The 21,051-nt window shown below is 71.5% G+C and carries 18 protein-coding genes and 3 pseudogenes; 8 read left to right on the forward strand and 13 right to left on the reverse strand.

What is annotated here, in order from left to right; all coding sequences use genetic code 11:
• Positions 1-7: 7 nt before the first annotated feature.
• From ACZ4N4_RS31840 to ACZ4N4_RS31855, 4 genes and pseudogenes are all read right to left on the reverse strand, one after another.
• Positions 8-868: a universal stress protein gene (locus ACZ4N4_RS31840; protein WP_467595814.1), complete on the reverse strand. Its 861-nt coding sequence runs from the start codon at positions 866-868 to the stop codon at positions 8-10.
• Positions 869-873: 5 nt separating this feature from the next.
• Positions 874-1,041, reverse strand: a pseudogene (locus tag ACZ4N4_RS31845) (zinc-dependent alcohol dehydrogenase); the annotation flags it as partial.
• A 99-nt stretch (positions 1,042-1,140) separates the two neighbouring features.
• Positions 1,141-2,085: a universal stress protein gene (locus ACZ4N4_RS31850; RefSeq protein ID WP_467595284.1), complete on the reverse strand. Its 945-nt coding sequence runs from the start codon at positions 2,083-2,085 to the stop codon at positions 1,141-1,143.
• Positions 2,086-2,260: 175 nt separating this feature from the next.
• A complete protein-coding gene (locus ACZ4N4_RS31855; protein WP_467595287.1) occupies positions 2,261-2,890 on the reverse strand; it encodes a hypothetical protein in 630 nt (209 codons plus the stop codon).
• Between the two features lie 215 nt (positions 2,891-3,105).
• On the opposite strand from ACZ4N4_RS31855, the gene ACZ4N4_RS31860 reads away from it, so the two are divergent.
• A complete protein-coding gene (locus ACZ4N4_RS31860; protein WP_467595290.1) occupies positions 3,106-4,830 on the forward strand; it encodes a SulP family inorganic anion transporter in 1,725 nt (574 codons plus the stop codon).
• Positions 4,831-5,057: 227 nt separating this feature from the next.
• Here ACZ4N4_RS31860 and pflA read toward each other — a convergent pair.
• The 3 genes and pseudogenes from pflA to ACZ4N4_RS31875 form a co-directional block, all read right to left on the reverse strand.
• Positions 5,058-5,782: pseudogene (gene pflA, locus ACZ4N4_RS31865) on the reverse strand (pyruvate formate-lyase-activating protein).
• Between the two features lie 8 nt (positions 5,783-5,790).
• Positions 5,791-8,049, reverse strand: a complete 2,259-nt coding sequence (pflB, locus tag ACZ4N4_RS31870) for a formate C-acetyltransferase (RefSeq protein ID WP_467595292.1) — start codon at positions 8,047-8,049, stop codon at positions 5,791-5,793.
• 108 nt (positions 8,050-8,157) lie between these two features.
• A pseudogene (locus ACZ4N4_RS31875) lies at positions 8,158-8,286 on the reverse strand (carbamate kinase); the annotation flags it as partial.
• Positions 8,287-8,420: 134 nt separating this feature from the next.
• Between ACZ4N4_RS31875 and ACZ4N4_RS31880 the strand changes: the two are divergent.
• From ACZ4N4_RS31880 to ACZ4N4_RS31890, 3 genes are all read left to right on the forward strand, one after another.
• A complete protein-coding gene (locus tag ACZ4N4_RS31880) occupies positions 8,421-8,885 on the forward strand; it encodes a Crp/Fnr family transcriptional regulator (RefSeq protein ID WP_467595295.1) in 465 nt (154 codons plus the stop codon).
• Between the two features lie 15 nt (positions 8,886-8,900).
• Positions 8,901-9,614: a CBS domain-containing protein gene (locus ACZ4N4_RS31885; RefSeq protein ID WP_467595298.1), complete on the forward strand. Its 714-nt coding sequence runs from the start codon at positions 8,901-8,903 to the stop codon at positions 9,612-9,614.
• Positions 9,615-9,693: 79 nt separating this feature from the next.
• On the forward strand, positions 9,694-10,395 hold the full coding sequence (locus ACZ4N4_RS31890; protein ID WP_453574869.1) for a response regulator: 702 nt from the start codon (positions 9,694-9,696) through the stop codon (positions 10,393-10,395).
• A gap of 92 nt (positions 10,396-10,487) precedes the next feature.
• On the opposite strand, the gene ACZ4N4_RS31895 is transcribed toward ACZ4N4_RS31890, so the two are convergent.
• From ACZ4N4_RS31895 to ACZ4N4_RS31905, 3 genes are all read right to left on the reverse strand, one after another.
• Complete coding sequence (locus tag ACZ4N4_RS31895; protein ID WP_467595302.1) at positions 10,488-10,931, reverse strand: universal stress protein; 444 nt, start codon at positions 10,929-10,931, stop codon at positions 10,488-10,490.
• Positions 10,932-11,131: 200 nt separating this feature from the next.
• Positions 11,132-12,115: a DNA polymerase Y family protein gene (locus tag ACZ4N4_RS31900; protein ID WP_467595816.1), complete on the reverse strand. Its 984-nt coding sequence runs from the start codon at positions 12,113-12,115 to the stop codon at positions 11,132-11,134.
• A gap of 5 nt (positions 12,116-12,120) precedes the next feature.
• Positions 12,121-15,573, reverse strand: coding sequence for a DNA polymerase III subunit alpha (locus tag ACZ4N4_RS31905; RefSeq protein WP_467595304.1), 3,453 nt, complete (start codon positions 15,571-15,573; stop codon positions 12,121-12,123).
• A gap of 849 nt (positions 15,574-16,422) precedes the next feature.
• Here ACZ4N4_RS31905 and ACZ4N4_RS31910 point away from each other — a divergent pair.
• Positions 16,423-17,283, forward strand: coding sequence for an esterase/lipase family protein (locus tag ACZ4N4_RS31910; protein WP_467595307.1), 861 nt, complete (start codon positions 16,423-16,425; stop codon positions 17,281-17,283).
• 364 nt (positions 17,284-17,647) lie between these two features.
• A complete protein-coding gene (locus tag ACZ4N4_RS31915; protein ID WP_467595310.1) occupies positions 17,648-18,097 on the forward strand; it encodes a GNAT family N-acetyltransferase in 450 nt (149 codons plus the stop codon).
• A 20-nt stretch (positions 18,098-18,117) separates the two neighbouring features.
• Here ACZ4N4_RS31915 and ACZ4N4_RS31920 read toward each other — a convergent pair whose 3' ends face one another.
• Positions 18,118-18,252, reverse strand: a complete 135-nt coding sequence (locus ACZ4N4_RS31920) for a hypothetical protein (protein WP_352220125.1) — start codon at positions 18,250-18,252, stop codon at positions 18,118-18,120.
• Between the two features lie 141 nt (positions 18,253-18,393).
• Between ACZ4N4_RS31920 and ACZ4N4_RS31925 the strand changes: the two genes are divergently transcribed.
• A complete protein-coding gene (locus ACZ4N4_RS31925; protein WP_467595313.1) occupies positions 18,394-19,008 on the forward strand; it encodes a class I SAM-dependent methyltransferase in 615 nt (204 codons plus the stop codon).
• Positions 19,009-19,041: 33 nt separating this feature from the next.
• Here ACZ4N4_RS31925 and ACZ4N4_RS31930 read toward each other — a convergent pair whose 3' ends face one another.
• Positions 19,042-19,542: a ribonuclease FAU-1 family protein gene (locus ACZ4N4_RS31930; RefSeq protein WP_453574881.1), complete on the reverse strand. Its 501-nt coding sequence runs from the start codon at positions 19,540-19,542 to the stop codon at positions 19,042-19,044.
• Positions 19,523-20,452, reverse strand: coding sequence for a GNAT family N-acetyltransferase (locus ACZ4N4_RS31935; protein WP_467595316.1), 930 nt, complete (start codon positions 20,450-20,452; stop codon positions 19,523-19,525). The genes ACZ4N4_RS31930 and ACZ4N4_RS31935 overlap by 20 nt, the downstream gene beginning before the upstream one ends.
• Before the next feature lie 70 nt (positions 20,453-20,522).
• Between ACZ4N4_RS31935 and ACZ4N4_RS31940 the strand changes: the two genes are divergently transcribed.
• Entirely contained in the window at positions 20,523-20,891 is a 369-nt protein-coding gene (locus ACZ4N4_RS31940) for a GntR family transcriptional regulator (protein WP_450758630.1), read from the forward strand.
• Positions 20,892-21,051: the final 160 nt, after the last annotated feature.

The following is a 21,051-nucleotide window of genomic DNA, read 5'->3' on the forward strand; positions in this document are numbered from 1 at the left end:
ATCGCGGTCACGTCCGCTCGGGTACGACGGCGACCGGGCACGCGGCGTGGTGCAGGACGCCGTGGGCCACCCGGCCGAGCTGGAGCCCGAGGTGCCCGGTGGTGCGCCGGGCGCCCACCACCAGCAGGTCGGCCGTGTGGGAGGCGGCCAGCAGTACCTGGCGGGCGGGGCCCTCGACGGTCTGCCGGTGCACGCGCACCTCCTCCGGTACGTCGCGCAGCGCCTCCTCCAGCGTGTCCATGGCCTGTTGCTCGTGCAGTCGGGCGGGTTCCCCGGACAGCAACGGGTGGTCGGTGCTCTCGTGCGCCGGACACCGCCAGGCACGTACGGCGTCGACCTCGGCGCCTCGCAGCCCGGCCTCCCGGACGGCGAAGCGCACCGCCTCCTGACCGCCGACGCCGAGCACGATCCGGCCCCCGGCCCCGGAACGAACCTGGTTGTCGTGGCTGCCACGGAGCACGATCACAGGGCAGCGGGCCTGCGCGGCGACGGTCAGGCCGACCGAGCCAAGCAGCATCTCGACGAAACCGCTGCGTCCCCGGGAACCCAGCACCAGCGCCTCGGCGTCGCGGCTCTCCCGGACAAGGGCGTACTCCGGTTCCTCCGGCAGGACGTCGGTGGTGACCTTCAGCCCGGGCTGCCGGCGGTGGGCCCGCTGAGCGGCGACGGCGACGACGTCCTCGGCCATCACCTCGTCCGACGGCTTGGTCAGGTCGTCGGTGAGCGACTCGCCCTCGTACCGCTCCCACAGCGAGGCGTACACCAACCGGAGCTGCAGACCTCGCAGGACGGCCTCATCGGCCGCCCAGTCGACGGCTCGCAGACTGGACTCGGAGCCGTCGACCCCGACGACGACCGGCAGGTCCATGGTGCTCACCGGCCCGCGCCGAGGTCGAAAACGATCCGGGCGTTGACCTGGCCGCGCAGCACCTCGTCGAAGGACTCGTCGACGGAGGCCGGTGGGCGGGTCTCGCGGATGACCTGGGTCTGTCCGGCAGCGTGCGGCTGGAACACCTCGGTGAGATCGTGCCGGGTGCCGACCTGGCCGGGCTCGGGGCCGGAGCGCTCCTCGATGACCGGGGGCTCGCCGAAGGCTCGTACGACCGCTGCCTTCATGATCTGTTCTCTCCTCAGGGTGGGTCAGCCGTGGGCTACGACGGCGACGGGGGCGGGGGAGTGGTGCAGGGCGGCATGGGTGACATGGCCGATGTGCGCGCCCAGGGCAGCGCGGCGGATCCGCCGGCCGACGACGACCAGCGAGGCCTCTCGCGACGCCTCGACGAGCTGCTCGGCGGCGCTGCCGCAGCGGGACTCCTCGGTCGTCGCGACATCCGGGTACTTCAGCCGCCAGAGGCTGAGCACCTCGGCGAGGGCCTGGGACCGCTCCAGGGCCAGGGCCTCGTACAGGGGCTGGTTCACGGGCATCCCGTACGCGTAGTACGGGGGCGGGAACCAGGCGTGCACGACCCGCAACGACGTGGCGCGGCGCAGGGCGGCGTCGAAGGCGAACTCGATCAGTGTCTCGTCCGGGTGGTCGATGTCGAGGCCGAGGACGACGGGCCGGAAGGGGGTCGCGGCGGACGGGATGCCCGCCGGGTCCATCCGGTGCTCGTCGGCGGCCTGCTCTCCGGCCCGCACCAGCACCACAGGGCTCTCGGTGTGGGCCACGACGCTCAGGCCGACGGAGCCGACCAGGAAACCGCCGACACCGCCGAGGGCCCGGGACCCGAGGACGAGGAGGGAGGCGGTCTTCGACGCCTCGACGAGGACTTCACCAGGGTTGCCGGACACCTGCTCGCTGATCACCTCGATGCCGGCGTGGCGCAGCCGCAGGCCCTCCGCGGACTCCCGCGGAATGCTCCCCCAGCCTTCGGCCTGGGGTACCCCCGTCTCGCTTCGCCCGGTCCAGTGCTGGTGGGTCTCGGGGCCGAGCAGCGGGGCCTGTGCCATGGGGTCGGGTACCGGTTCCCAGACGTGGACGATCTTCAGCGGCAGACCGCGCAGTTCCGCCTCGCGGGCTGCCCATTCGGCAGCCGCCCGGCTCTCGGCCGAGCCGTCGAGTCCTACGGTGACAGTGCGGGTCATGATCTGCACCTCCTGGCGTGAGGGATCCCACCGGGTTCCTTCGGTGAATCCGGTTCCAGAGTCGTCGTCGGGACGTTCCGGGGGCAGGGGCCACAAGTCCCGCACCGGGGCCGTTCGACCCCCTGCCCGGCTCCGGGTGGCGGGACTGACGGCGGTCCCGCCACCCGGCGGGCCTTCAGCGCAGCCACCCGCTGGTGCGGACGAAGGGCAGCCGGGCCCACAACCGGCCCAGGCCGAGGGTGTCGCCGGCGGCCGCGACGGCCAAGGCGATCAGGACCACGGCGTAGATGAGGTGGTAGTCGGCGAACGGGTTGCTGGACATGCTCACGGAGCCGTCCGAGAGGTGCTTGGCGGGCGGCCACTCGGCCGTCCACATCAGCGCCATCATCGCGGTGCCCGCGACGGCGGCCAGGCGCAGCGCGACGCCCGCGGTCAGGGCCACGCCGACGCCGAGGAGACCGAGCATGAACAGCCAGTCGGCCCAGGTGTCACCGGCCCAGGAGTGGAAGGTGGACTCCAGCGGGCCGGCGGCGACGGAGCTGAGGAAGCCCTTGGTCGGCGAGCCGCCGCCGATCCAGCCCTTGCCGGACGGGGTGGCGTAACCGAGGCCGAAGGTCTTGTCGAGGAACGCCCACAGGAAGACGAACCCGGTGAGCAGCCGCAGGGACCCGAAGACGTAGGCCCGCGCGGTGTGCGTGCCGGTCACCGCCGCCACCGCGGAGCCGGAGGCGGTGGCGGTCCGAGGCCGGAGGAAGGACGGCAGGTGGAAGCCGGAGCCACGGTGAGAGTGCTCGTGCACGGCCATGGTGGTGATCCCTTCAGGGAGCCGGGGGAGGGGCCGTTCGCTGTCTGACGCCCTTTACTCTCGTGGTGCGTGAACGCCCGCGCCGGATGCCGAAGGTCCGCACCGGTTGGGCTGAACGGCCCTGTCCGCTGGGCCTGTTCGGCATGTGCACGGCGTTTGTGCCGCGGCCCGGTACGGTCCGGTGGATGCTGGGAGCACCAGGCGGAAGGCGGCGTATGACCGACGGGAGAGGCGAACGTCCGGGGTGGCACCGGCCGGCGCCCGGCCTCGCCTCGCTGCTCGGCTACCGGCGTGCCTGGCTGCGGGGTGACCTGCTGGCCGGTGTGACCGTCGCCGCGTATCTGGTGCCGCAGGTCATGGCGTACGCGGGGGTCGCAGGGCTGCCTCCGGTCGCCGGCCTCTGGGCGATCCTGCCCGCCCTGGCCCTGTACGCCCTGTTCGGTTCCTCACGGCTGCTCTCGGTCGGCCCGGAGTCGACGACCGCCCTGATGACGGCCACCGTGGTCGCCCCGCTCGCCGCCGGCGACCCCGGCCGGTACGCCGTACTGGCGGCCGGCCTGGCCGCCACGGTCGGCCTGCTCTGCCTGATCGCGCGGGCGGTACGCCTCGGCTTCCTCGCGGACCTTCTCTCCCGCCCGGTGCTGATCGGCTACCTGGCCGGCGTGGCCCTGATCATGATGGTGGACCAGCTGCCCAAACTCACCGGCGTACGCATCACGGGAACCGAGTTCTTCCCCCAGCTCTGGTCGTTCTTGGCGCACTTGGGAGAGATCGATCCGGCCACCGTCGTCTTCTCGGCCGTGACTCTGGTCTTCCTCCTTCTCGTGACGCGATACGTCCGAATGCTTCCCGGCCCGCTCCTGGCAGTGGTCCTGGGCACGGCGGCCGTGGTGGCCTTCGACCTCGACGACCGTTACGGCATCAAGGTCATCGGCACGGTCCCGTCAGGACTGCCCGACCTCGCCATGCCGGACCTCACCGAGATCCCGCACCTGGTCCTGCCCGCGCTCGGCGTCCTGCTGGTGGCGTACACGGACTTCATCCTCACCGCCCGCGCCTTCGTCGGCCGGGGCCCGGACGAAGGCCCCGGACTGGACGCGAACCAGGAGTTCCTGGCCCTGGGTACCGCCAACCTCGGCGCGAGCGCCCTGCACGGCTTCCCGGTGAGCAGCAGCGCCAGCCGCACCGCCCTGGCCACCTCGGCGGGCGCCCGCAGCCAGGCCTACTCGCTGTTCGCCGGTGCCCTGGTGCTGGCCGTACTGCTGTTCCTCAGCCCCCTTCTCACCCGGACGCCCGCCGCGGTGCTCGGCGCGCTGGTCGTCTACGCGGGGATCCGCATGATCGACCTCGCCGGCTTCCGCCGCCTGGCCTCCTTCCGCCGCCGCGAACTGCTGCTCGCGCTCGGCTGCCTGGCCGGAGTCCTCGCCCTGGACATCCTCTACGGAGTGCTGGTCGCTGTCGGCCTGTCGGTGGCCGAACTGCTCACGCGCGTGGCGCGTCCGCACGACGCGATCGAGGGCCTGGTGCCCGGCGTGGCCGGCATGCACGACATCGACGACTACCCCTCCGCCCGCACGATCCCCGGTCTCCTGGTCTACCGCTACGACTCACCGTTGTTCTTCGCCAATGCAGAGGACTTCCACCACCGCGCCCTGGCCGCCGTCGACGAACAGACCGAACCCGTCCACTGGTTCGTCCTCAACGCCGAGGCCAACGTGGAGGTCGACATCACCGCCCTCGACGCGGTCGACGAACTCCGCCGCGAACTCACCACCCGCGGCATCCTGTTCGCCCTGGCCCGGGTGAAGCAGGACCTCCTGGACAGCCTGAACGCCTACGGTCTCACCGACGCCGTCGGCCTGGAACGCATCTTCCCGACCCTTCCGACCGCGGTCTCGGCGTACCGGGAGTGGCTGGCGGAGCACCCCGAGAAGTCCTGAGGGACTTTCCCGACCTCCCCGGGAGGGGACGCCCAAGAAGAAGGGATGGCCTTCACCAGGGTGCAGGGTCACTCCGTCCGGCAGATTTCGGCCCTGTCCTCTCCGGCCCGCGTGATGGTCACGGCGTTCCTGGGCCTGATCCATGGCAGGGCATGAGCCCGACGGACCGACAATCCCCCTGCGAACGCCGGTCCAGAGCGCCGGCCCGGGCTCGGACACACAATCCCTCAGTAGGCCTCGACGCCCTGCCGGCGAAACTGGCCACGCACCCGCTCGACCAGTTCCGCCGACGGACCGGGCGTGCCGGCCAACGCGAAGGGCATCCCGGGTGCCGGGTACTTCGCCGCGCCCAGCTTGTGGAAGGGCAGGACGTCGACCCGTTGTACCGCCGGGAGCTCGCCGACGAAGCGGGCCAGGCCGTCGATGGGCTCTGGAGTGTCGGTCCAGCCGGGGACCAGGACGTAGCGGATCCACATCGGGACGCCGAGGCGGTCGAGGCGGGTGACGAAGCTGAGAGTGGGGGCCAGTTCGCCGCCGGTGAGAGCGCGGTAGGTGGGTACGTCGAAGGACTTGATGTCCAGCAGGACCAGGTCGGTGTCGGCGAGGAGTTCGTCGGTGGCGCGGGCGCCGAGGAAGCCGGAGTGTCGAGGACGGTGTGCAGTCCGGCCTCCTTGCAGTGGCGCAGCACGGCACCCGCGAAGGCCGACTGGAGGAGTGGTTCGCCGCCGGTGAGGGTGACTCCGCCGCCGGCCGTCGTGATGAAGTCCCGGTACTTCTCGATCTCCGCCATCACTTCGTCCACCGTCATCGACCGCCCGTCGCGCATGTGCCAGGTGTCCGGGTTGGCGCAGTACAGGCAGCGCAGCGGGCAGCCGCTGAAGAAGAGGACGAACCGGGTCCCGGGACCGTCCACGCCGGTGGACAGGTCCCAGGAGTGGATCCGGCCCCGCACCACGGTGCTCACAGCGATCCGTGGAAGGTACGGCTGATCACGTCGAGCTGCTGCTCCCGGGTCAGCCGGACGAAGTCGACCGCGTATCCGGAGACCCGGATGGTCAGGTCCGGGTACTTCTCCGGGTGCTCCATCGCGGCCTCCAGGGTGGCCCGGTCGAGCACGTTGACATTCATGTGGAACCCACCGGCCGCCGTGTAGGCGTCGAGGATGCCCACCAGGTGGCCCGCGCGTTCGGCCGGGTTGTGGCCCAGGCCCTCGGGCGTGATGGTCGTGGTCAGGGACATGCCGTCGCGGGCGTGTTCGTACGGCAGCTTGGCCACCGAGAGGGCCGAGGCGGCGACGCCGTGGCGGTCGCGGCTGTTCATCGGGTTGGCGCCGGGGGCGAAGGGCTGTCCGGCGTGGCGGCCGTCGGGGGTGTTGCCGGTGTGCTTGCCGTAGACGACGTTCGAGGTGATGGTGAGGACCGACTGGGTGTGTTCGGCGTTGCGGTAGGCGGGGTATTGGCGGACCTTCGCCATGAAGGACTCCACCAGGCCTACGGCGATGCTGTCGGCGCGGTCGTCGTTGTTGCCGTACGCCGGAAAGTCGCCCTCGGTGCGGAAGTCGACGGCGAGGCCGGTGGCGTCCCGGAACACCTTCACCCGGGCGTGCTTGACGGCGGACAGGCTGTCTGCGGCGACCGACAGGCCGGCGATGCCGCACGCCATGAAGCGGTGCACGGGGTAGTCGTGCAGGGCCATCTCGATGCGTTCGTAGGCGTACTTGTCGTGCATGTAGTGGATGACGTTGAGGGCGTTGACGTACGTCCGGGCCAGCCAGTCCAGGACGTGGTCGTAGGCCGCCGACAGCTCCTCGTGGTCGAGGTACTCCCCGGTCAGAGGGGGCGCGGCGGGCGCGACCTGTTCGCCGGTCATCTCGTCGCGGCCGCCGTTGACCGCGTACAGCAGGGCCTTGGCGAGGTTGACCCGGGCGCCGAAGAACTGCATCTGCCGGCCGACCTGCATCGCGGACACGCAGCAGGCGATCGCGGTGTCGTCGCCGGTGTGCGGGCGCATCAGTTCGTCGGACTCGTACTGGACGGCGCTGGTGTCGATCGACACCCGGGCGCAGAACTCCTTGAAGCCGGCAGGCAGTTGGGGCGACCAGAGCACGGTCAGGTTGGGTTCGGGGGCCGGGCCGAGGTTGTACAGGGTCTGCAGGAACCGGAAGGAGGTGCGGGTGACCAGGGTGCGTCCGTCGTCGCCCATGCCGCCGATGGACTCCGTCACCCAGGTCGGGTCGCCGGAGAACAGGGCGTCGTACTCGGGGGTGCGCAGGAACCGTACGATCCGCAGCTTGATCACGAAGTCGTCGATCAGTTCCTGGGCGCGCGTCTCGTCGATGATGCCGTCCGCGAGATCTCGCTGGAGGTAGACGTCGAGGAAGGTGGAGGTACGGCCGAGGGACATCGCGGCGCCGTTCTGCTCCTTCACTGCGGCCAGATAGCCGAGGTAGAGCCACTGCACGGCCTCGTGGGCGGTCGCGGCGGGCCGGGAGACGTCACAGCCGTACGTCGCCGCCATCTGCGTCAGCTCGCCCAACGCCCTTATCTGTTCGGCGAGTTCCTCCCGGTCGCGGATGACCTCGGTGCCGGACCCGCAGGCGTCGAGGACGGCCCGCTCGGCCTTCTTCGCCTCGACCAGCCGGTCCGTGCCGTAGAGCGCCACACGCCGGTAGTCGCCGATGATACGGCCACGGCCGTAGGCGTCCGGGAGGCCGGTGATGATGCCGGCCTTGCGGGCGGCGCGCATCTCGGGCGTGTAGGCGTCGAAGACGCCGTCGTTGTGGGTCTTGCGGTAGGTGCCGAAGACCCGGGTCACGAACGGGTCGGCCTCGTAGCCGTACGCGCGCAGCCCGGTCTCCACCATCCGCAGGCCGCCGTTCGGCATGATCGCGCGCTTGAGCGGGGCGTCCGTCTGGAGGCCGACGATCAGCTCGCGGTCGCGGTCGATGTAGCCGGGCGCGTGCGAGGTGATGGCCGAGGGGGTGGCGGTGTCGACGTCGAGGATGCCCCGGCGCCGCTCCTCCGGGAACAGCGAGCTGACCTTCGCCCAGACCGCACGGGTCCGGTCGGTGGGTCCGCTCAGGAACTCCGGGCCGCCCTCGTAGGGCGTGTAGGTGGCCTGGATGAAGTCACGTACGTCGATCCGCTCGCGCCAGCGCGTCCCGGCGAACCCCCGCCACGCGTCGGTCGTGCGGTTGCCGGCTGTCATGGTTGCGGTCATCGTCGGTCCTCTCCGGTTCTCTCACTTGGGATGCTTGTCGCTCGCCGCGCTTGCCGGGAGTGCCGTCCGGTACCGAGGACCGGGGCCGGACGGCCCTGCCCGGCCGTCGAGGTCCGGGCGGATCAGCGTGCCCGAGCGGCCGTGGACGATCTCGTAGGCCGCGTCCAGGGCCCCGATGGCGGCCAGCCCCCCGGTCCGCTCCACGAAGCGGGCGACCGCCTCCGCCCTGGGGCCCAGCGGGGAGCGGACGTACGGTCTCGGGGACGTACTGAAGGTCCCGGAAGGCCGGGCCCAATCGGCCCATGGCAGGTCCGGGGCTGCCACCGCACGCTGGAGACAGTTGTCGGTACCCGGCACCCGGGAGGTACGCCATGAACACCGCTCCGACCACCACCATGCTGCGCGGGCTTCCCACCGATCACCGGGAACGGCTGATGCGCTTCGCCCGCGAGGTCTCCATCCCGCAGGGGACCCGGCTCTTCGAGGAAGGCGGCCGTGCCGACCGGTTCTGGATCATCCGCTCCGGCCGGGTCGAACTCGATTTGCACGTGCCCGGCCGTCGGGCGGCCGTCATCGAGAACCTCGGGCCCAACGAACTGATCGGCTGGTCCTGGCTGTTCGCACCCCATGTGTGGCACATGGGGTGCGAGGCCACCACACCGGTACGGGCCTACGAGTTCGACGCCGCGGCCGTCCGGACCACGTGCCAGGACGACCCCGTGCTGGGCAACGCCGTCGGTCAGTGGGTGGGTCAGGTACTCGCCCACCGCCTGCGCGCGGCACGGACCCGGCTGCTGGACCTGTACGCCCCGTACGGCGCAGGCTCGAGCGTCTGACACGAGGGAGTGGCCATGCACGGCACACCGCACACCGTGAGCGACGTCTTGACGCAGACCGTCATCAGCGTCGGGCGGCAGGCTTCTTTCAAGGAACTGGTGCAGCTGATGCGGGACTGGCAGGTCAGCGCCCTGCCGGTCGTCGAGGGCGAGGGCCACGTCATCGGCGTGGTCTCCGAGGCGGATCTTCTGTACAAGGAGGAGTTCCGGGACGGCGAGCCCGACCTCCCCCGGTCTCGGCTCCGCTCGACCGGGGGGACGCCCATCACGCAACCAAGCAGGCTCGCCGACCAGACGAAGGCCGGCGCGGTGACGGCGGAGCAGCTGATGACCTCACCGGCCCTCACCACCCGCCCGGGCGACACCCTCGCGCAGGCCGCCCGCACCATGGCACGGGCCAAGGTCAAGCGGCTCCCCGTGGTGGACGACCTCGGTGCGCTCCAGGGCGTGGTCAGCCGCGCCGACCTCCTCAAGGTCTTCCTGCGCGATGACGAGGAGATCGCCGAGGAGGTACGGCGCGAGGTCGTCTCCTACCTCTTCCCACCGCCCTCCTCCGCCCTGCACGTCGACGTCCGGGAGGGTGTGGTGAAGCTCGTCGGCCGGATCCGGGACACGGCCATGGTCCCCGTGGCGGCGCGACTGGTCCGGGCCGTCGAAGGGGTGGTGGACGTGGAATTCGAGCTGGCCGCCGACCGTCCGGAGGAGGCAAGTGGGGCCGGTCGGCCCTAGTACAACCTGCCCCGGCGGATAATGATCCTGCGTGGGCAGATCGCAGTCCGCCCTTCATCCGGGGACAAGGGGACGTCATATGGCCGAGCCGCGCACCTTCACGGAACAGGACCCGATCCGCGTGTTCCTGCTCGACGACCACGAGGTCGTCCGGCGTGGCCTGACTGATCTGCTCGACGCGGAGCCCGACATCTCGGTCGTCGGTGACGCCGGCACCGTCCAGCACGCCCTCGCTCGCGGTCCCGCCCTGCGCCCGCACGTCGCCGTCCTCGACGTCCGGCTGCCCGACGGTGACGGGATCACGGTCTGCCGGGAGCTGCGCGACCAGATGCCGGAGCTGGCCTGCCTCATGCTGACGTCGTTCGACGACGAGGACGCCCTGCTGGACGCGATCATGGCGGGAGCGTCCGGCTACGTCCTGAAGCAGATCAAGGGCTCGGACCTGGTCTCGGCGGTACGCACGGTCGCCTCCGGTCAGTCGATGCTGGACCCCGCGACCACGGCCCGCCTCATGCGCTCCCTGCGCGCCGACCCCGCGGAGACCCCCTCCATGCCGCCCGAGCTGGCGAGCCTGTCCCCCCGCGAACGGGACATCCTCGCCCTCATCGGCGACGGCCTCACCAACCGCGAGATCGGCAAGAAGCTCTACCTCTCCGAGAAGACCGTCAAGAACCACATCTCCCGCCTGCTCGCCAAGCTGGGCGTCCAGCGCCGGGTCCAGGCCGCGGTACTCGCCTCGCACCTGGAGCAACCGGAGTCGGGGGACCGTCCGACGAGGTGAGCCGGGCCGGAAAGCCCTCTCACCCGCTGATCGCCAGTGCCGGCCGTGCCGCCGAGAACCGCATGCACGGTTCAGCACTCGCCGGTCTGCGCTCAAGGCCCCTCGGAACGCACGATCACCACCGGACAGCTCGCGTGCTGCGAGACGTGCATGCTGACCGACCCGAGCAGCGCACGCGCGAACCCGCCTCTGCCCCGGCTGCCGACGACCAGGACCTCAGCTCCCTCCGCGGCCCGCAACAGCACGTCGGTCGGGTTGCCGTGCACCAGGTGTGTCGTCAAGGCCCCGGCTCCGTCCGCGCCGAGCACGTCGGTCAGCTCCCGCCGCATCCGGTCCCGGGCCTCCTCCTCGTCGATGTCCATGTCCACCGCGGGCCCCGACCAGCCTGACAGACCCGGCAGCTCCCACACGGCGACCGCGTCCACGGTGCCGCCGACGAGACCGGCGTAGCGCACCGCCCACCGCAGGGCCCCGTACGAGGACGAGGATCCGTCGACACCGACCACTACCTTCGGTGCGGCGACTTCGCTGCCCATGTGTCCCACCTCTCCTGTGGACCGGACGCCGTCGACCAGCCGTCTCTCGTCACCACGCTGCGTGAGGCTCCGCCGTACCGCCAGAGATGCGCCTCCGAGGGCATGACGGGGACGCTCTCCTGGACCTCCGTCGGTTCGCCCCGCCGGACGGCTGCGCGGCCCCGTTCTTGTCGTCCCCACCGGCTGATCTGTGCACAAGGTCAGTCCGTCGCCAGAGCAGCTGGGCGTACGGCATCTGGCCCGAAGCGCCGCCGGGCGCGGTCCGCGGCGGCTTCGGCTGCGCGGGCGCGGACATCGCTCGGGTCCAGAGAAAGCTGCCGGTAGGCGCTGTCGGCCGGCAGCAGACCGTCGGCCCGGATCGCGCAGGCGCGGACTCTTGCTCGCTGCAGTCCCAAGGAGGTCAACAGTCCCAGGGCCGCTGCGCTGAGGGCGGGTGAGTGGTTGGTGGGTTCCGGCAGGGTGCGCGTGCGGGTGGTGGAGCTGCGGTCGGCGTATCGCATGGTGAGGGTGAGCCGGCCGGCGACCTGGCGCTCGCCGCGCAGGCGTTGGCCGATCCGGTCGGCAAGTCCCAGCACCGTGCGGTGGTGCTGTGCCGGGTCGAGGCAGTCCCGCTCCAGTACGAGGTCGGCGGTCAGGTGTTCCGCCGGTTCCGCGGGGACGACCGGGCGGGGGTCGTGGCCGCGGGCGCGTTCGGCCAGCAGCCGGGCGGGACCCGCACCGAGGAGCCGTTGCAGGGTCGCTGGGGGCAGGTCGGCGACCTGGCCGATGTTGTGCAGGCCGTATCTGGCGAGCGTCTGCGCCGTGGTGCGGCCGATCCCGGGCAGTGCGGTGACCGGCCGCGGGTACAGCCAGTCGGCCGCCCGCCCGGTGGGCACCCAGGTGGTCTCGCCCGGCGCGGACGCGTCGGCCGCCATCGCCGCCAGCATGCGGTTGCCCGCGAGCCCGGCGCTGCTGTCGATGCCGTAGAGGGCCTTCAGCCTCATCATCGTCGTCTGGACCATGTCGTAGGGGGACAGGTCGAAGTACCGGAGCGCCGACGCCAGGTCGAGCTGGACGGCGTTGGGCGGGACCGCCTGGACATGCGGCGTGATCCCGGACATCAGTTCGATTATATCGGCGTACTGATCCTCGGTCAGTGTCGCGTGCAGGTGGAGGTGGGCGATGTGCCGCTGCCGTGTGGTCACCCCGCTCATCCCGCGCTCCCGGGGCTTCGGTGGCCGTACTTCTTCAGGTCGGCGGAGCGGGTGCCGGCCGGCTGGAGGTCGGCGTAGGGGTGGAGGCGGGCGCCCGCGGTGCCGTCGGCCAGGGTGCGGTGCGGCTGGGCCGGGGTCGGATGCGGGCGGCTCGCGCCGAGGAGGGCGAGGGCGGCTTCGGGGCCGTTGTCGCGGCGGGCGGCGGCGATCTCGTCCAGGTCCCAGGCCATGGTGCCGACGACGGTACGACGGCTACCGCGCACCTGGACCGTGCCCCGGACGAGGAGCAGTCCGCTGTGGAAGACGGTGTGTGCGCAGGCCGGGTGGGAGTCCTCGAAGAAGGCCAGGTCGACCAGGCCGGAGCCGTCCTCCAGCGTGACGAAGATGATCCGCTTGCCGCTCGCGATCGGCGGGGTCTGGGTCGAGGCCCGCACCCCGGCCACGAGGACCTGCTGACCGGCGCGCATGCCGGCCAGATGGGCCGCGTCGATCGCGCCGATCTCGCGCAGCAGCCGGTGGTGGTGCTCCATCAGGTGCCGGGAGATGTCGATGCCGAGGGTGTTCAGCTCGGCGCTCAGGGCCTCGCGGCCGGTCATCTCCGGCAGGCCGCTCGGCTCCGCCCCGCCGACGGGGTCCGCGGTGATGGGCAGTTGTCCCTCGTGCGCGGAACGGTTGCGGGACTGCCGGTGCAACTCGGCGATCTGGAGCAGCAGATCGCGGCGCGTGAGGCGGCCGTCGTGGAGACCGTTCAGGGCACCGATCTCGGCGAGGCGTTCGGCGACCGGTCTGCTGGGGTGTGCCCGCTGCCAGAAGTCCGACAGCGATCCGTACGGCTGCCCCTCCTCGATCCGCGCACACTCCTCCTCGCCGATGCCGTGCACCGCGGAGAGGGCAAGACGTACACCCCACTGGTCCCCGTCGGCCTTCTCCACGGTGTGCCGCACCCGAGAGCGGTTGACGTCGACGGGCAGGACGGGGACACCGCGGCGGCGGGCGTCGGAGACGAGGACCCGCTTGGGCCACATCCCGGGGTCGTGTTCGAGAAGGCCGGCCAGCAGGAACGCCGGATAGTGCGCCTTGAGCCAGGCGCTCTGCAGAGCGGGTACGGCGAAGGCGACCGCGTGCGCGCGGCAGAAACCGTACGCCCCGAAGGCCTCGACGGTCCTCCAGACCTCGTCCCGGACGGACGCGCCGTAGCCACGCGCGCGGGCCCGTTCGTGGAACCAGTCCCTGATCCTGGGCAGCTGCTCCTTGTCACCGAGCGCCCGCCGGGTGATCTCCGCGAAGGCCCGGTCGCAGCCGGTCAGCACCGAGAGCGTCTCGATGATCTGCTCGTGCCAGATGGTGACGCCGTAGGTGTCGGAGAGCACCGGTTCGAGGTCCGGGTGGGCGTAGTCGGGTGTGCCGCCGTGGCGGGCGGCGATGTACCGCTCGGGCATGCCGCCGGCGACCGGCCCCGGACGGAAGAGGCTGATGTCGGCGATGACGTCCTGGACGTCGCGGGGCTGGAGCCGGGAGAGCAGGTCCTGCTGGCCGGGGGACTCCAGCTGGAACAGGCCCAGGGTCTGGCTGGCCTGGATGAGCTTGAACGCGAAGACGTCGTCGAGCGGCACCTGCCGGGGGTTGTCGAGGTCGATGTGGTTGCCGGTGGTGCGTTCGATCTCGGTGACGGCGTGGGCCATCGCGGACTGCATGCGCACGCCCAGGACGTCGAGTTTGATGTTGCCGAGCGCCTCGATCTCCTCCTTCGCGGCCATGGCCATGGGGTAGTCGCCCTGCGGGGTGGGCTGCACCGGCAGCCGGTCCAGGAGGGTCGCGTCGCTGATGACCACGCCGCAGGGATGCATGGCCATGCCGTGGACCAGGGAGTCGAGGCCTTCGGCCAGCTCCCACAGGGGGCCGTACCGGTGTGCCTCGCCCGCCAGCTGTCGTAGCTCGGGCAGTTCGGCGAGGGCGCTGGTGATGTCGGAGGCGCGCAGGTGCGGGAAGCTCTTGGCGATCCGGTCGATCTCGGCCGGCGCGATGCCGAGCGCGAGGCCGGTGTCCCTGAGCGCCCTGCGCGCCCGGTAGGTCTCGGGCATGGCGGTGACCGCGACCCGCTCCTTGCCGAACCGTTCGAAGATCGTGTCGTAGCACTCCAGCCGGCGGGCGGACTCCACGTCGATGTCGATGTCGGGCAGGGACGCCCGGCGCGTGCTCAGGAAGCGTTCGAACAGGAGGCGGTGGTCGAGTGGGTTGGCGGTGGCGATGTCCAGGGCGTGGCAGACCAGCGAGCCGGCGCCGGAGCCGCGGGCGGCGACCCGGATGCCCTTGGCCCGGATGTCGGCGACGACCTGGGCCACGGCGAGGAAGTACGAGTCGTAGCCCAGCTCGGAGATCACCTTGAGCTCTTCGTCCAGCCGGTCGAGCGCCGTACGGTCGCGGTCGAGGCCGCGTCCGGCCAGGCCGGCCTGGCACTGCCCGCGCAGCAGCTGTGCGGCTCCGCCCGCTCGGGGCTCGGCGCCGAAGAGCGACGGTTCCGGGAAGTGCCGAGCGCCGAGCCCGAGGTCGGACACCGGATCCACGGTGCACGCGGTCGCGGTGTCCGCGGTGTCCGCCAGGAGCCGGCGGGCCCGGCGGATGTCTCCTCCGGCGCATTCGACGATCATTCGCGCGACGGTCTCCATTCCTCGCTCGTCCTTGAGCCAGCGCTGTCCGCTGTCCAGCCGGCGCCGGTCGATCGGCCGCAGCAGCCGGGCGGCGTCCAGGACGTCGGCGAGGCGGTGCTGGTCGGGGTCGGCGTAGCGGACGGCGTTGGAGAGCACCGCGGTGGCGCCGGTGCGGTCGGCCAGCGCGAGGGTGCGGGCGGCCAGGCGCAGGGATCCCGGGCCGGTGCCGGAACGTTTCTGCGCGACGGCTTCCAATCGAACATCCCTCCCGAAGATCTCCGTCCAGGGCGCCAGCAACTTCATCGCCACGTCCTCCCGGCCCACCGACAGCGCCCGCGCCGGCTCCGAGAGCGGCCCGAGCAGCACGGTCAGGCCCGGGCCGCCGTACTCGCGCAGCGCCTGCCACGGCACCACCGGCGGCGTACCGGACACGGCACCGACGTGGGCGGCCGACGTGATCCGGCACAGCCGCGCCCATCCCTCCCGGTTCTGTGCGAGCAGCGCGAACCGCAGCGGCGGCTCCATGACGTGCGCGCCACCACGCGCCGGGGTGCGGCGGCGCTGGGTGGGCGGCGGAGGTGCCAGGGCCGCCACCGCCAGGTCGATGCCGAAGACCGGCCGGACCCCGTCCTTCGCGCAGGCCTGCGCGAACCGCACGGCCCCGGTGACCGTGTCCCGGTCGGTGAGCGCGAGCGCCGGCATGCCCCGCTCCGCCGCCCGTCGGACGAGCTGCTCGGGATGGGAGGCGCCGTAGCGGGCGGAGTAACCGGACGCGACGCGCAGATGGGCGAAGCCCGTCATGCCGCACCTCCATCACTCCGCCCCTTTTCGGTAGTACGCCCGATATGTTCATCGTACGCTCGTTCGATTACTCTAACCTCATCAGCCCAGGTAGGCGACTGGAATCGAACGCGTAAACGATTCTTTGGTCGAGTGGGCGGCGGGAGGGAGAGCTGCCGCTCCGTCACCCCTCCCTCCCGCCGGGGCGGTTGGGGCTCCAGGTGGCCGGATGGTGGCCACTTGTAGCTATAGCGAGACTTTCCGTTACGGCGGTGGTGTCGGCCGGCTCCCGAAGGCGACGCCGGCGCATCGCGAGGGGGTCGTCGCCCGCGGCTTCGAGGGGCTCGCGCCCGCCCGCGACTCCGCCTCCGCGCGGCTCGCCCCGGGCGGGGTGACCGGCGCCGGGCTCGCGCATCTCGGGGTGACCGTCGCCGGGCGCGCCGCGTATCTCGGGGTGACCGTCGCGCCGGGCGCGCTGCGCATCTCGGGGTGGCCGTCGCCGAGCCCGCCGCGCATCTCGGGGTGGTCGAGCGGGCGGCGAGTCAGCTTGTCGACGAAGTCGTACGCAAGGGGCGGCGGAGGAGGCGGCCGTCGAGGTCGTGCGGGGCCGGGGTGACGCGCTGGGGGAGGGCTAAGTGCGCGTGTTGCGCGAGGGTTTGGCATGTATCGCGCCCTATGGTCCCCACAGGCCCGGCTGGTGACATCCCATCAGGTGAGTGGCGCGCGACCGGTTACCCGGAAGTTTTACCGACGCGTAACTTCACGCTTGCACTACTCGTCCGTAACTTGATGGGTGAACAGCATCCTCGTGATCCGGATCACAGGGCGTAAGGCCGTCGCAACTCCCTTGAGCCGCAAGGAGATCACACGATGCTGCCCTGGAAACGAGTGCTCAGACCCCTGACCGCACTGCTCTTCGCCGCCGCCGTCGCCACCGTCCCCGCCGCCACCGCCCACGCGTCGAGCGCCCCCAGCAGCGGCTGGAACGACTACTCCTGCCGCCCCTCCGCCGCCCACCCCCGCCCCGTGATCCTGGTCCACGGCACACTGGGCAACTCCGTCGACAACTGGCTCTCCCTCGCCCCGTACCTGGAGGACCGCGGCTACTGCGTCTTCTCCCTCGACTACGGCCAGCTGCCCGGCGTCCCGCTCTTCTACGGCCTCGGCCCCATCGACAAGTCGGCAGAGCAACTCTCCGCCTACGTCGACAAGGTGCTGAGCGCGACCGGTGCCGCCAAGGCCGACCTCGTCGGCCACTCCCAGGGCGGCATGATGCCGCGCTACTACCTCAGGTTCCTCGGCGGCGCCGCCAAGGTGAACGCCCTCGTCGGCCTCGCCCCCGACAACCACGGCGCCACCATCAGCGGCCTCACCAACCTGCTGCCGTACTTCCCCGGCGCCGCGGACCTGATCACGGCCAGTACCCCCGGACTCGCCGACCAGATCCCCGACTCCGCCTTCCTCGCCAAGCTCAACGCGGGCGGCGACACCGTCCCCGGCGTGCACTACACGGTCATCGCCACCAAGTACGACGAGGTGGCCACCCCCTGGCAGAGCCAGTACCTGAGCGGCTCCGACGTCCACAACGTGCTGCTCCAGAACCTGTGCTCGCTCGACCTCTCCGAGCACGTGGCGATCGGGCTCTTCGACCGGATCGCCTTCCACGAGGTGGCCAACGCGCTCGACCCGGCACACGCCACCGCCACCAGCTGCGCGTCGGCGTTCAGCTGAGCGGCCCGCCCAACTGAACGCCGCCGGGGCCTGTCCGGCCTGAGCCGCCGGTCAGGCCCCGGAGTCGTGAGGGATCAGCGCCGGTGCGCCCGCCGCCGTACGGACAGGGAGAGCGCGCCGGCGACGGCGGCCCTGCGGCGTGCTGCGAACATGCGGGAACTCCTCGGAACGGTCCTCGGGGCGGGCTCGGTCCCGCCGGGCCGGATCCCGCGGGCCGGATCCGGTCGGGCTGGATCCCGTGGGGGCGATCAGAAAGCTAGCCCCAAGAAACCGTGAAATCGCCTGCTGGGAGGGGGCGAAGGAGATCCTTATGGTCGCCTTAAGGGAGTGCTCAGGCTGCGCTGAGGAAGCTAGCGTTCCCGCCATGGTGAACGACGAGATCCGGCCCGCCCGGGAAGCCGACGTACCGGCCGTGAAAGCCGTCACAGACATGGCGTACCACCACTACATCGCAAGCATAGGGGTGGTGCCGCAGCCCATGGAGGCGGATCACATGGCGGATGTGGCCGCGGGCAGGGTGTTCGTCGTCGGGGAGCCGGTGACCGGGCTCGTCGTCATCGAGGCCCACGACGACCACCTCTTCCTCGACAGCATCGCCGTCCACCCCGACGCGCGTGGCCGGGGGGTGGGGCGGCGGCTGCTGGAGTTCGTGGACGCACGCGCGCGTGCACTCGGCCTGTCCGAGGTCAGGCTCTACACCAACGCGTTGATGTGGGAGAACCAGGAGCTCTACCCGAGGTACGGCTACGAAGTCGTCGGGCGGCGCGTGGACGGGCCGTACGACCGCGTCCACTACCGCAAGCGGCTGGGCTGAAGGGGCGGGGACGGGCGCGGTCAGCCGTCCGGCCACCAGGTGCGTGCGATGTCCTTCCGCACCTCCGGGCGTCCGGCGGGGCGCTCGTCGGCCTCCTCGCGGATCCGGCGGCTGTCCGTCTTCTTCAGGGGCTTCTGCACGGTTGCGCGGCGCATGGCTGCCTCCTTCAGTGCCTACCGGGTTCCGTGGTGTCACGGAGGTAGACCCTTTCGGCGAGAGTTCCTCATCGGTGCCGGTCTGTCAGTGGTCGCTGTCACACGGACCGAGTGTCAGTGGTGGGTGTCACGCTGGGGGGCATGACGAACGAGAGTGATCGGACAGTTGCGGTGAGTGTCGACTGGGATGCGCGGGCCGCCACCTTCGACGCCGAGCCGGATCATGGGCTGGGGCCGCCCGAGGTGCGCGCGGCCTGGGCGGAGCGGCTCCGGACCTGGCTGCCCGGACGCCCCGCCGACCTCCTGGACCTCGGCTGCGGCACCGGCAGCCTGGCCCTCCTCGCCGCCGAGCAGGGCCATCACGTGACCGGGGTCGACAGCTCGCCGGCGATGGTGGAGCGGGCCCGCGCCAAGCTGGCCGGCCGTGACGCGGTGTTCCTGCTCGGTGACGCGACGGCACCACCGGTGGGCGAGCGGCTCTTCGACACCGTGCTCGTACGGCATGTGCTGTGGGCCCTGCCCGACCCGGCGCGCGTGCTGCGCCACTGGCGCGGCCTGCTGCGTCCGGGAGGGCGGTTCGTGCTGGTGGAGGGGGTGTGGGGGACCGTGGCCCCGGTCGGCATACCCGCCGAACGGCTCACCGCCCTCCTGGCGCCGCTCGCCGCGGACGTGCGCGTGGAGCGGCTGTCGGCGCAGGCGGCGCTGTGGGGCAAGGCGGTGAGCGACGAGCGGTACGCGGTGGTGGCTACGGTGTGACGGCCAGAGGGGGGCGTCAGCCCCAAGGGGGTGTCAGGACAGCAGGGCGTCGAAACCGCCCTCGCGGGCCAGGGCTTCCAGCGTGTCGAGTGCCGTCACGGCGGCCGTGGCGGCGGCCGGGTCCCGGTCCGCCAGCCCGCTCTCGGCGAACTCGTCCTCGTCCAGCCGCCGTACGTCCGTGCCGTCGGCGGACCGCCACAGGTCCAGGTCGAGGTCCTCGACGACCAGTTCACCGCCGGTGAGCGTCGCCGGGCGGGTGACGTCGCAGTACCAGCCCTTCAGCGTGCCGTCGGCGGCGCGGACCTCCTTGACCGCGTACCAGCGGTCGCGCCAGTAGAACTCGGTGAAGACATCGCCCTGTTCGAAACGGACGAAGCCGAAGTCGCGGGACACGTCACCGGCCCACGGCGCGCGTACGGTGATCCGGGTGCCGTCGTCGTGCAGCAGCTCGGCGGGGTAACGGATCTTTGTCCGGCCCGCCTTGACCAGGACGACGTCCACCGTGGCCGGCGGCTCAGCCGAGTTCGCGGACATACCTGACCTCCGTCGCGCAGATGTCGTACCCGAACCACTTGTTGATCGCCAGCATCGGGCCGTTGCCGCTGTCGTTGCCCGTGAACGCCTCCGTGCAGCCGGCGGCGCGGGCGCGGTGCAAGGAGTCGTTCTTGGCGAGCTTGGCCAGGCCCCGGCCACGGAAGGCTCGGGCCGTGCCGGTCATCACGGTGCCGTACCGGGTGCCGCCGTCGGTGCGTGCCGCGCTGAACGCCGCGGGGCGGCCGTCGACCAGGACGACCGAGGTCAGCTCCTGGCTGAACAGGGGATGCCGCCAGGTGCCGTCCAGCCAGGCCTCGTAGTCGGCGAACTCGGTGTCGATGTCGCTCGGTTCGTCCAGCGTCGCCTCCGCGTCGAGGGCGAAGAGCGGACGCGGGTCGTCGGCGAAGTCGGCGGCGGAGCGGAGTTCGACGCCGGGCGGGGGAGTCCGGAGCGGCGGGAGTGTGCCGTGCGCGAGATCGAGGCGGAGGAAGTGGGCGGAGCGGCTGGCCGTGTAACCGCGGCGCTCGGCGAAGGCGCGGTGGGACGGGGCGTCCAGGACCCAGGCGTACGAGGTGGTCGCGCCGGCGTCCGACAGATGTGCCTCCGCCGTACGGACGAGGAGGGTGCCGGCGCCCCGGCCGGTGCGTCCCGGGTGTACGTACACGTTGGCGAAACCCTGGCCCGGGTCGGTGCTCTCGTGGGCGAGGCCGACCTGCGCCGTGCCGATGATCTCGCCGTCCTCCTCCGCGACCAGCTGGCGGAAGCGGGCGTCGGGATGGGTGTGCGTCAGGTCGTGGACCAGGGACTCCGGAGTGGACAGCAGGTAGGGAAGGGTGAGCTGCCGGACCCGGGCGAAGCCTTCGGCGTCCGACCGGACATCGGGGCGCAGATCGCGCACGATCACTGTCATAGGGCGCACGCTATGCGGGGGCGAATGCGGGATGCCTCTCATTTTCCGGCGGATACGGGAGAATCGGGCCGTGACTCTGAAGATCCACATCGATGACAGCGCGCCGCCGTACGAGCAGGTAAGGGCGCAGATTTCCGAGCAGGCGCGGGGCGGGGTGCTGCCGGTGGGGTACCGGCTGCCGACGGTGCGGGGGCTGGCCGAGTCGCTGGGGCTGGCGGTGAACACGGTGGCCAAGGCGTACCGGGCGCTGGAGACGGACGGGGTGATCGAGACGCGGGGCCGTAACGGCACGTTCGTCGCCGCCGCGGGGTCGGCCGCCGAGCGTGAGGCGTCGGCGGCCGCACAGGCGTACGTGGAGCGGGTGCGCCGGCTGGGGCTGGGGGAGAAGGAGGCGCTGGCCGCCGTGCGGGATGCCCTGCGGGCGGCTTATGGGGGGTAGGGGGCAGGGGCCCAGGGCCCAGGGGCCAGGGGGTAGGGGTTTCGGGCTTCGGCTGAGCAGGGCTCGGCACCGCCGAGAGGCGCCGTGGCGGCTGATCGCCGTGGCGGCGGGAAAAGATTTCAAGCGGCGAGGGAGAGGGGAGCGCGAGGGAGACGGATGG

The sequence above is a fragment of the Streptomyces sp. NPDC026538 genome, assembly GCF_055567535.1.

Coding starts and splice junctions, on each gene's coding strand:
- ACZ4N4_RS31880 (WP_467595295.1), top strand. CDS start 8,421: ATGAACACCGCTCCGACCACCACCATGCTGCGCGGGCTTCCCACCGAT.
- ACZ4N4_RS31935 (WP_467595316.1), bottom strand. CDS start 20,452: ATGACAGTGATCGTGCGCGATCTGCGCCCCGATGTCCGGTCGGACGCC.
- ACZ4N4_RS31860 (WP_467595290.1), top strand. CDS start 3,106: ATGACCGACGGGAGAGGCGAACGTCCGGGGTGGCACCGGCCGGCGCCC.
- ACZ4N4_RS31840 (WP_467595814.1), bottom strand. CDS start 868: ATGGACCTGCCGGTCGTCGTCGGGGTCGACGGCTCCGAGTCCAGTCTG.
- ACZ4N4_RS31850 (WP_467595284.1), bottom strand. CDS start 2,085: ATGACCCGCACTGTCACCGTAGGACTCGACGGCTCGGCCGAGAGCCGG.
- ACZ4N4_RS31925 (WP_467595313.1), top strand. CDS start 18,394: ATGACGAACGAGAGTGATCGGACAGTTGCGGTGAGTGTCGACTGGGAT.
- pflB (WP_467595292.1), bottom strand. CDS start 8,049: ATGACCGCAACCATGACAGCCGGCAACCGCACGACCGACGCGTGGCGG.
- ACZ4N4_RS31855 (WP_467595287.1), bottom strand. CDS start 2,890: ATGGCCGTGCACGAGCACTCTCACCGTGGCTCCGGCTTCCACCTGCCG.
- ACZ4N4_RS31930 (WP_453574881.1), bottom strand. CDS start 19,542: ATGTCCGCGAACTCGGCTGAGCCGCCGGCCACGGTGGACGTCGTCCTG.
- ACZ4N4_RS31915 (WP_467595310.1), top strand. CDS start 17,648: ATGGTGAACGACGAGATCCGGCCCGCCCGGGAAGCCGACGTACCGGCC.
- ACZ4N4_RS31885 (WP_467595298.1), top strand. CDS start 8,901: ATGCACGGCACACCGCACACCGTGAGCGACGTCTTGACGCAGACCGTC.
- ACZ4N4_RS31910 (WP_467595307.1), top strand. CDS start 16,423: ATGCTGCCCTGGAAACGAGTGCTCAGACCCCTGACCGCACTGCTCTTC.
- ACZ4N4_RS31905 (WP_467595304.1), bottom strand. CDS start 15,573: ATGACGGGCTTCGCCCATCTGCGCGTCGCGTCCGGTTACTCCGCCCGC.
- ACZ4N4_RS31890 (WP_453574869.1), top strand. CDS start 9,694: ATGGCCGAGCCGCGCACCTTCACGGAACAGGACCCGATCCGCGTGTTC.
- ACZ4N4_RS31920 (WP_352220125.1), bottom strand. CDS start 18,252: ATGCGCCGCGCAACCGTGCAGAAGCCCCTGAAGAAGACGGACAGCCGC.
- ACZ4N4_RS31895 (WP_467595302.1), bottom strand. CDS start 10,931: ATGGGCAGCGAAGTCGCCGCACCGAAGGTAGTGGTCGGTGTCGACGGA.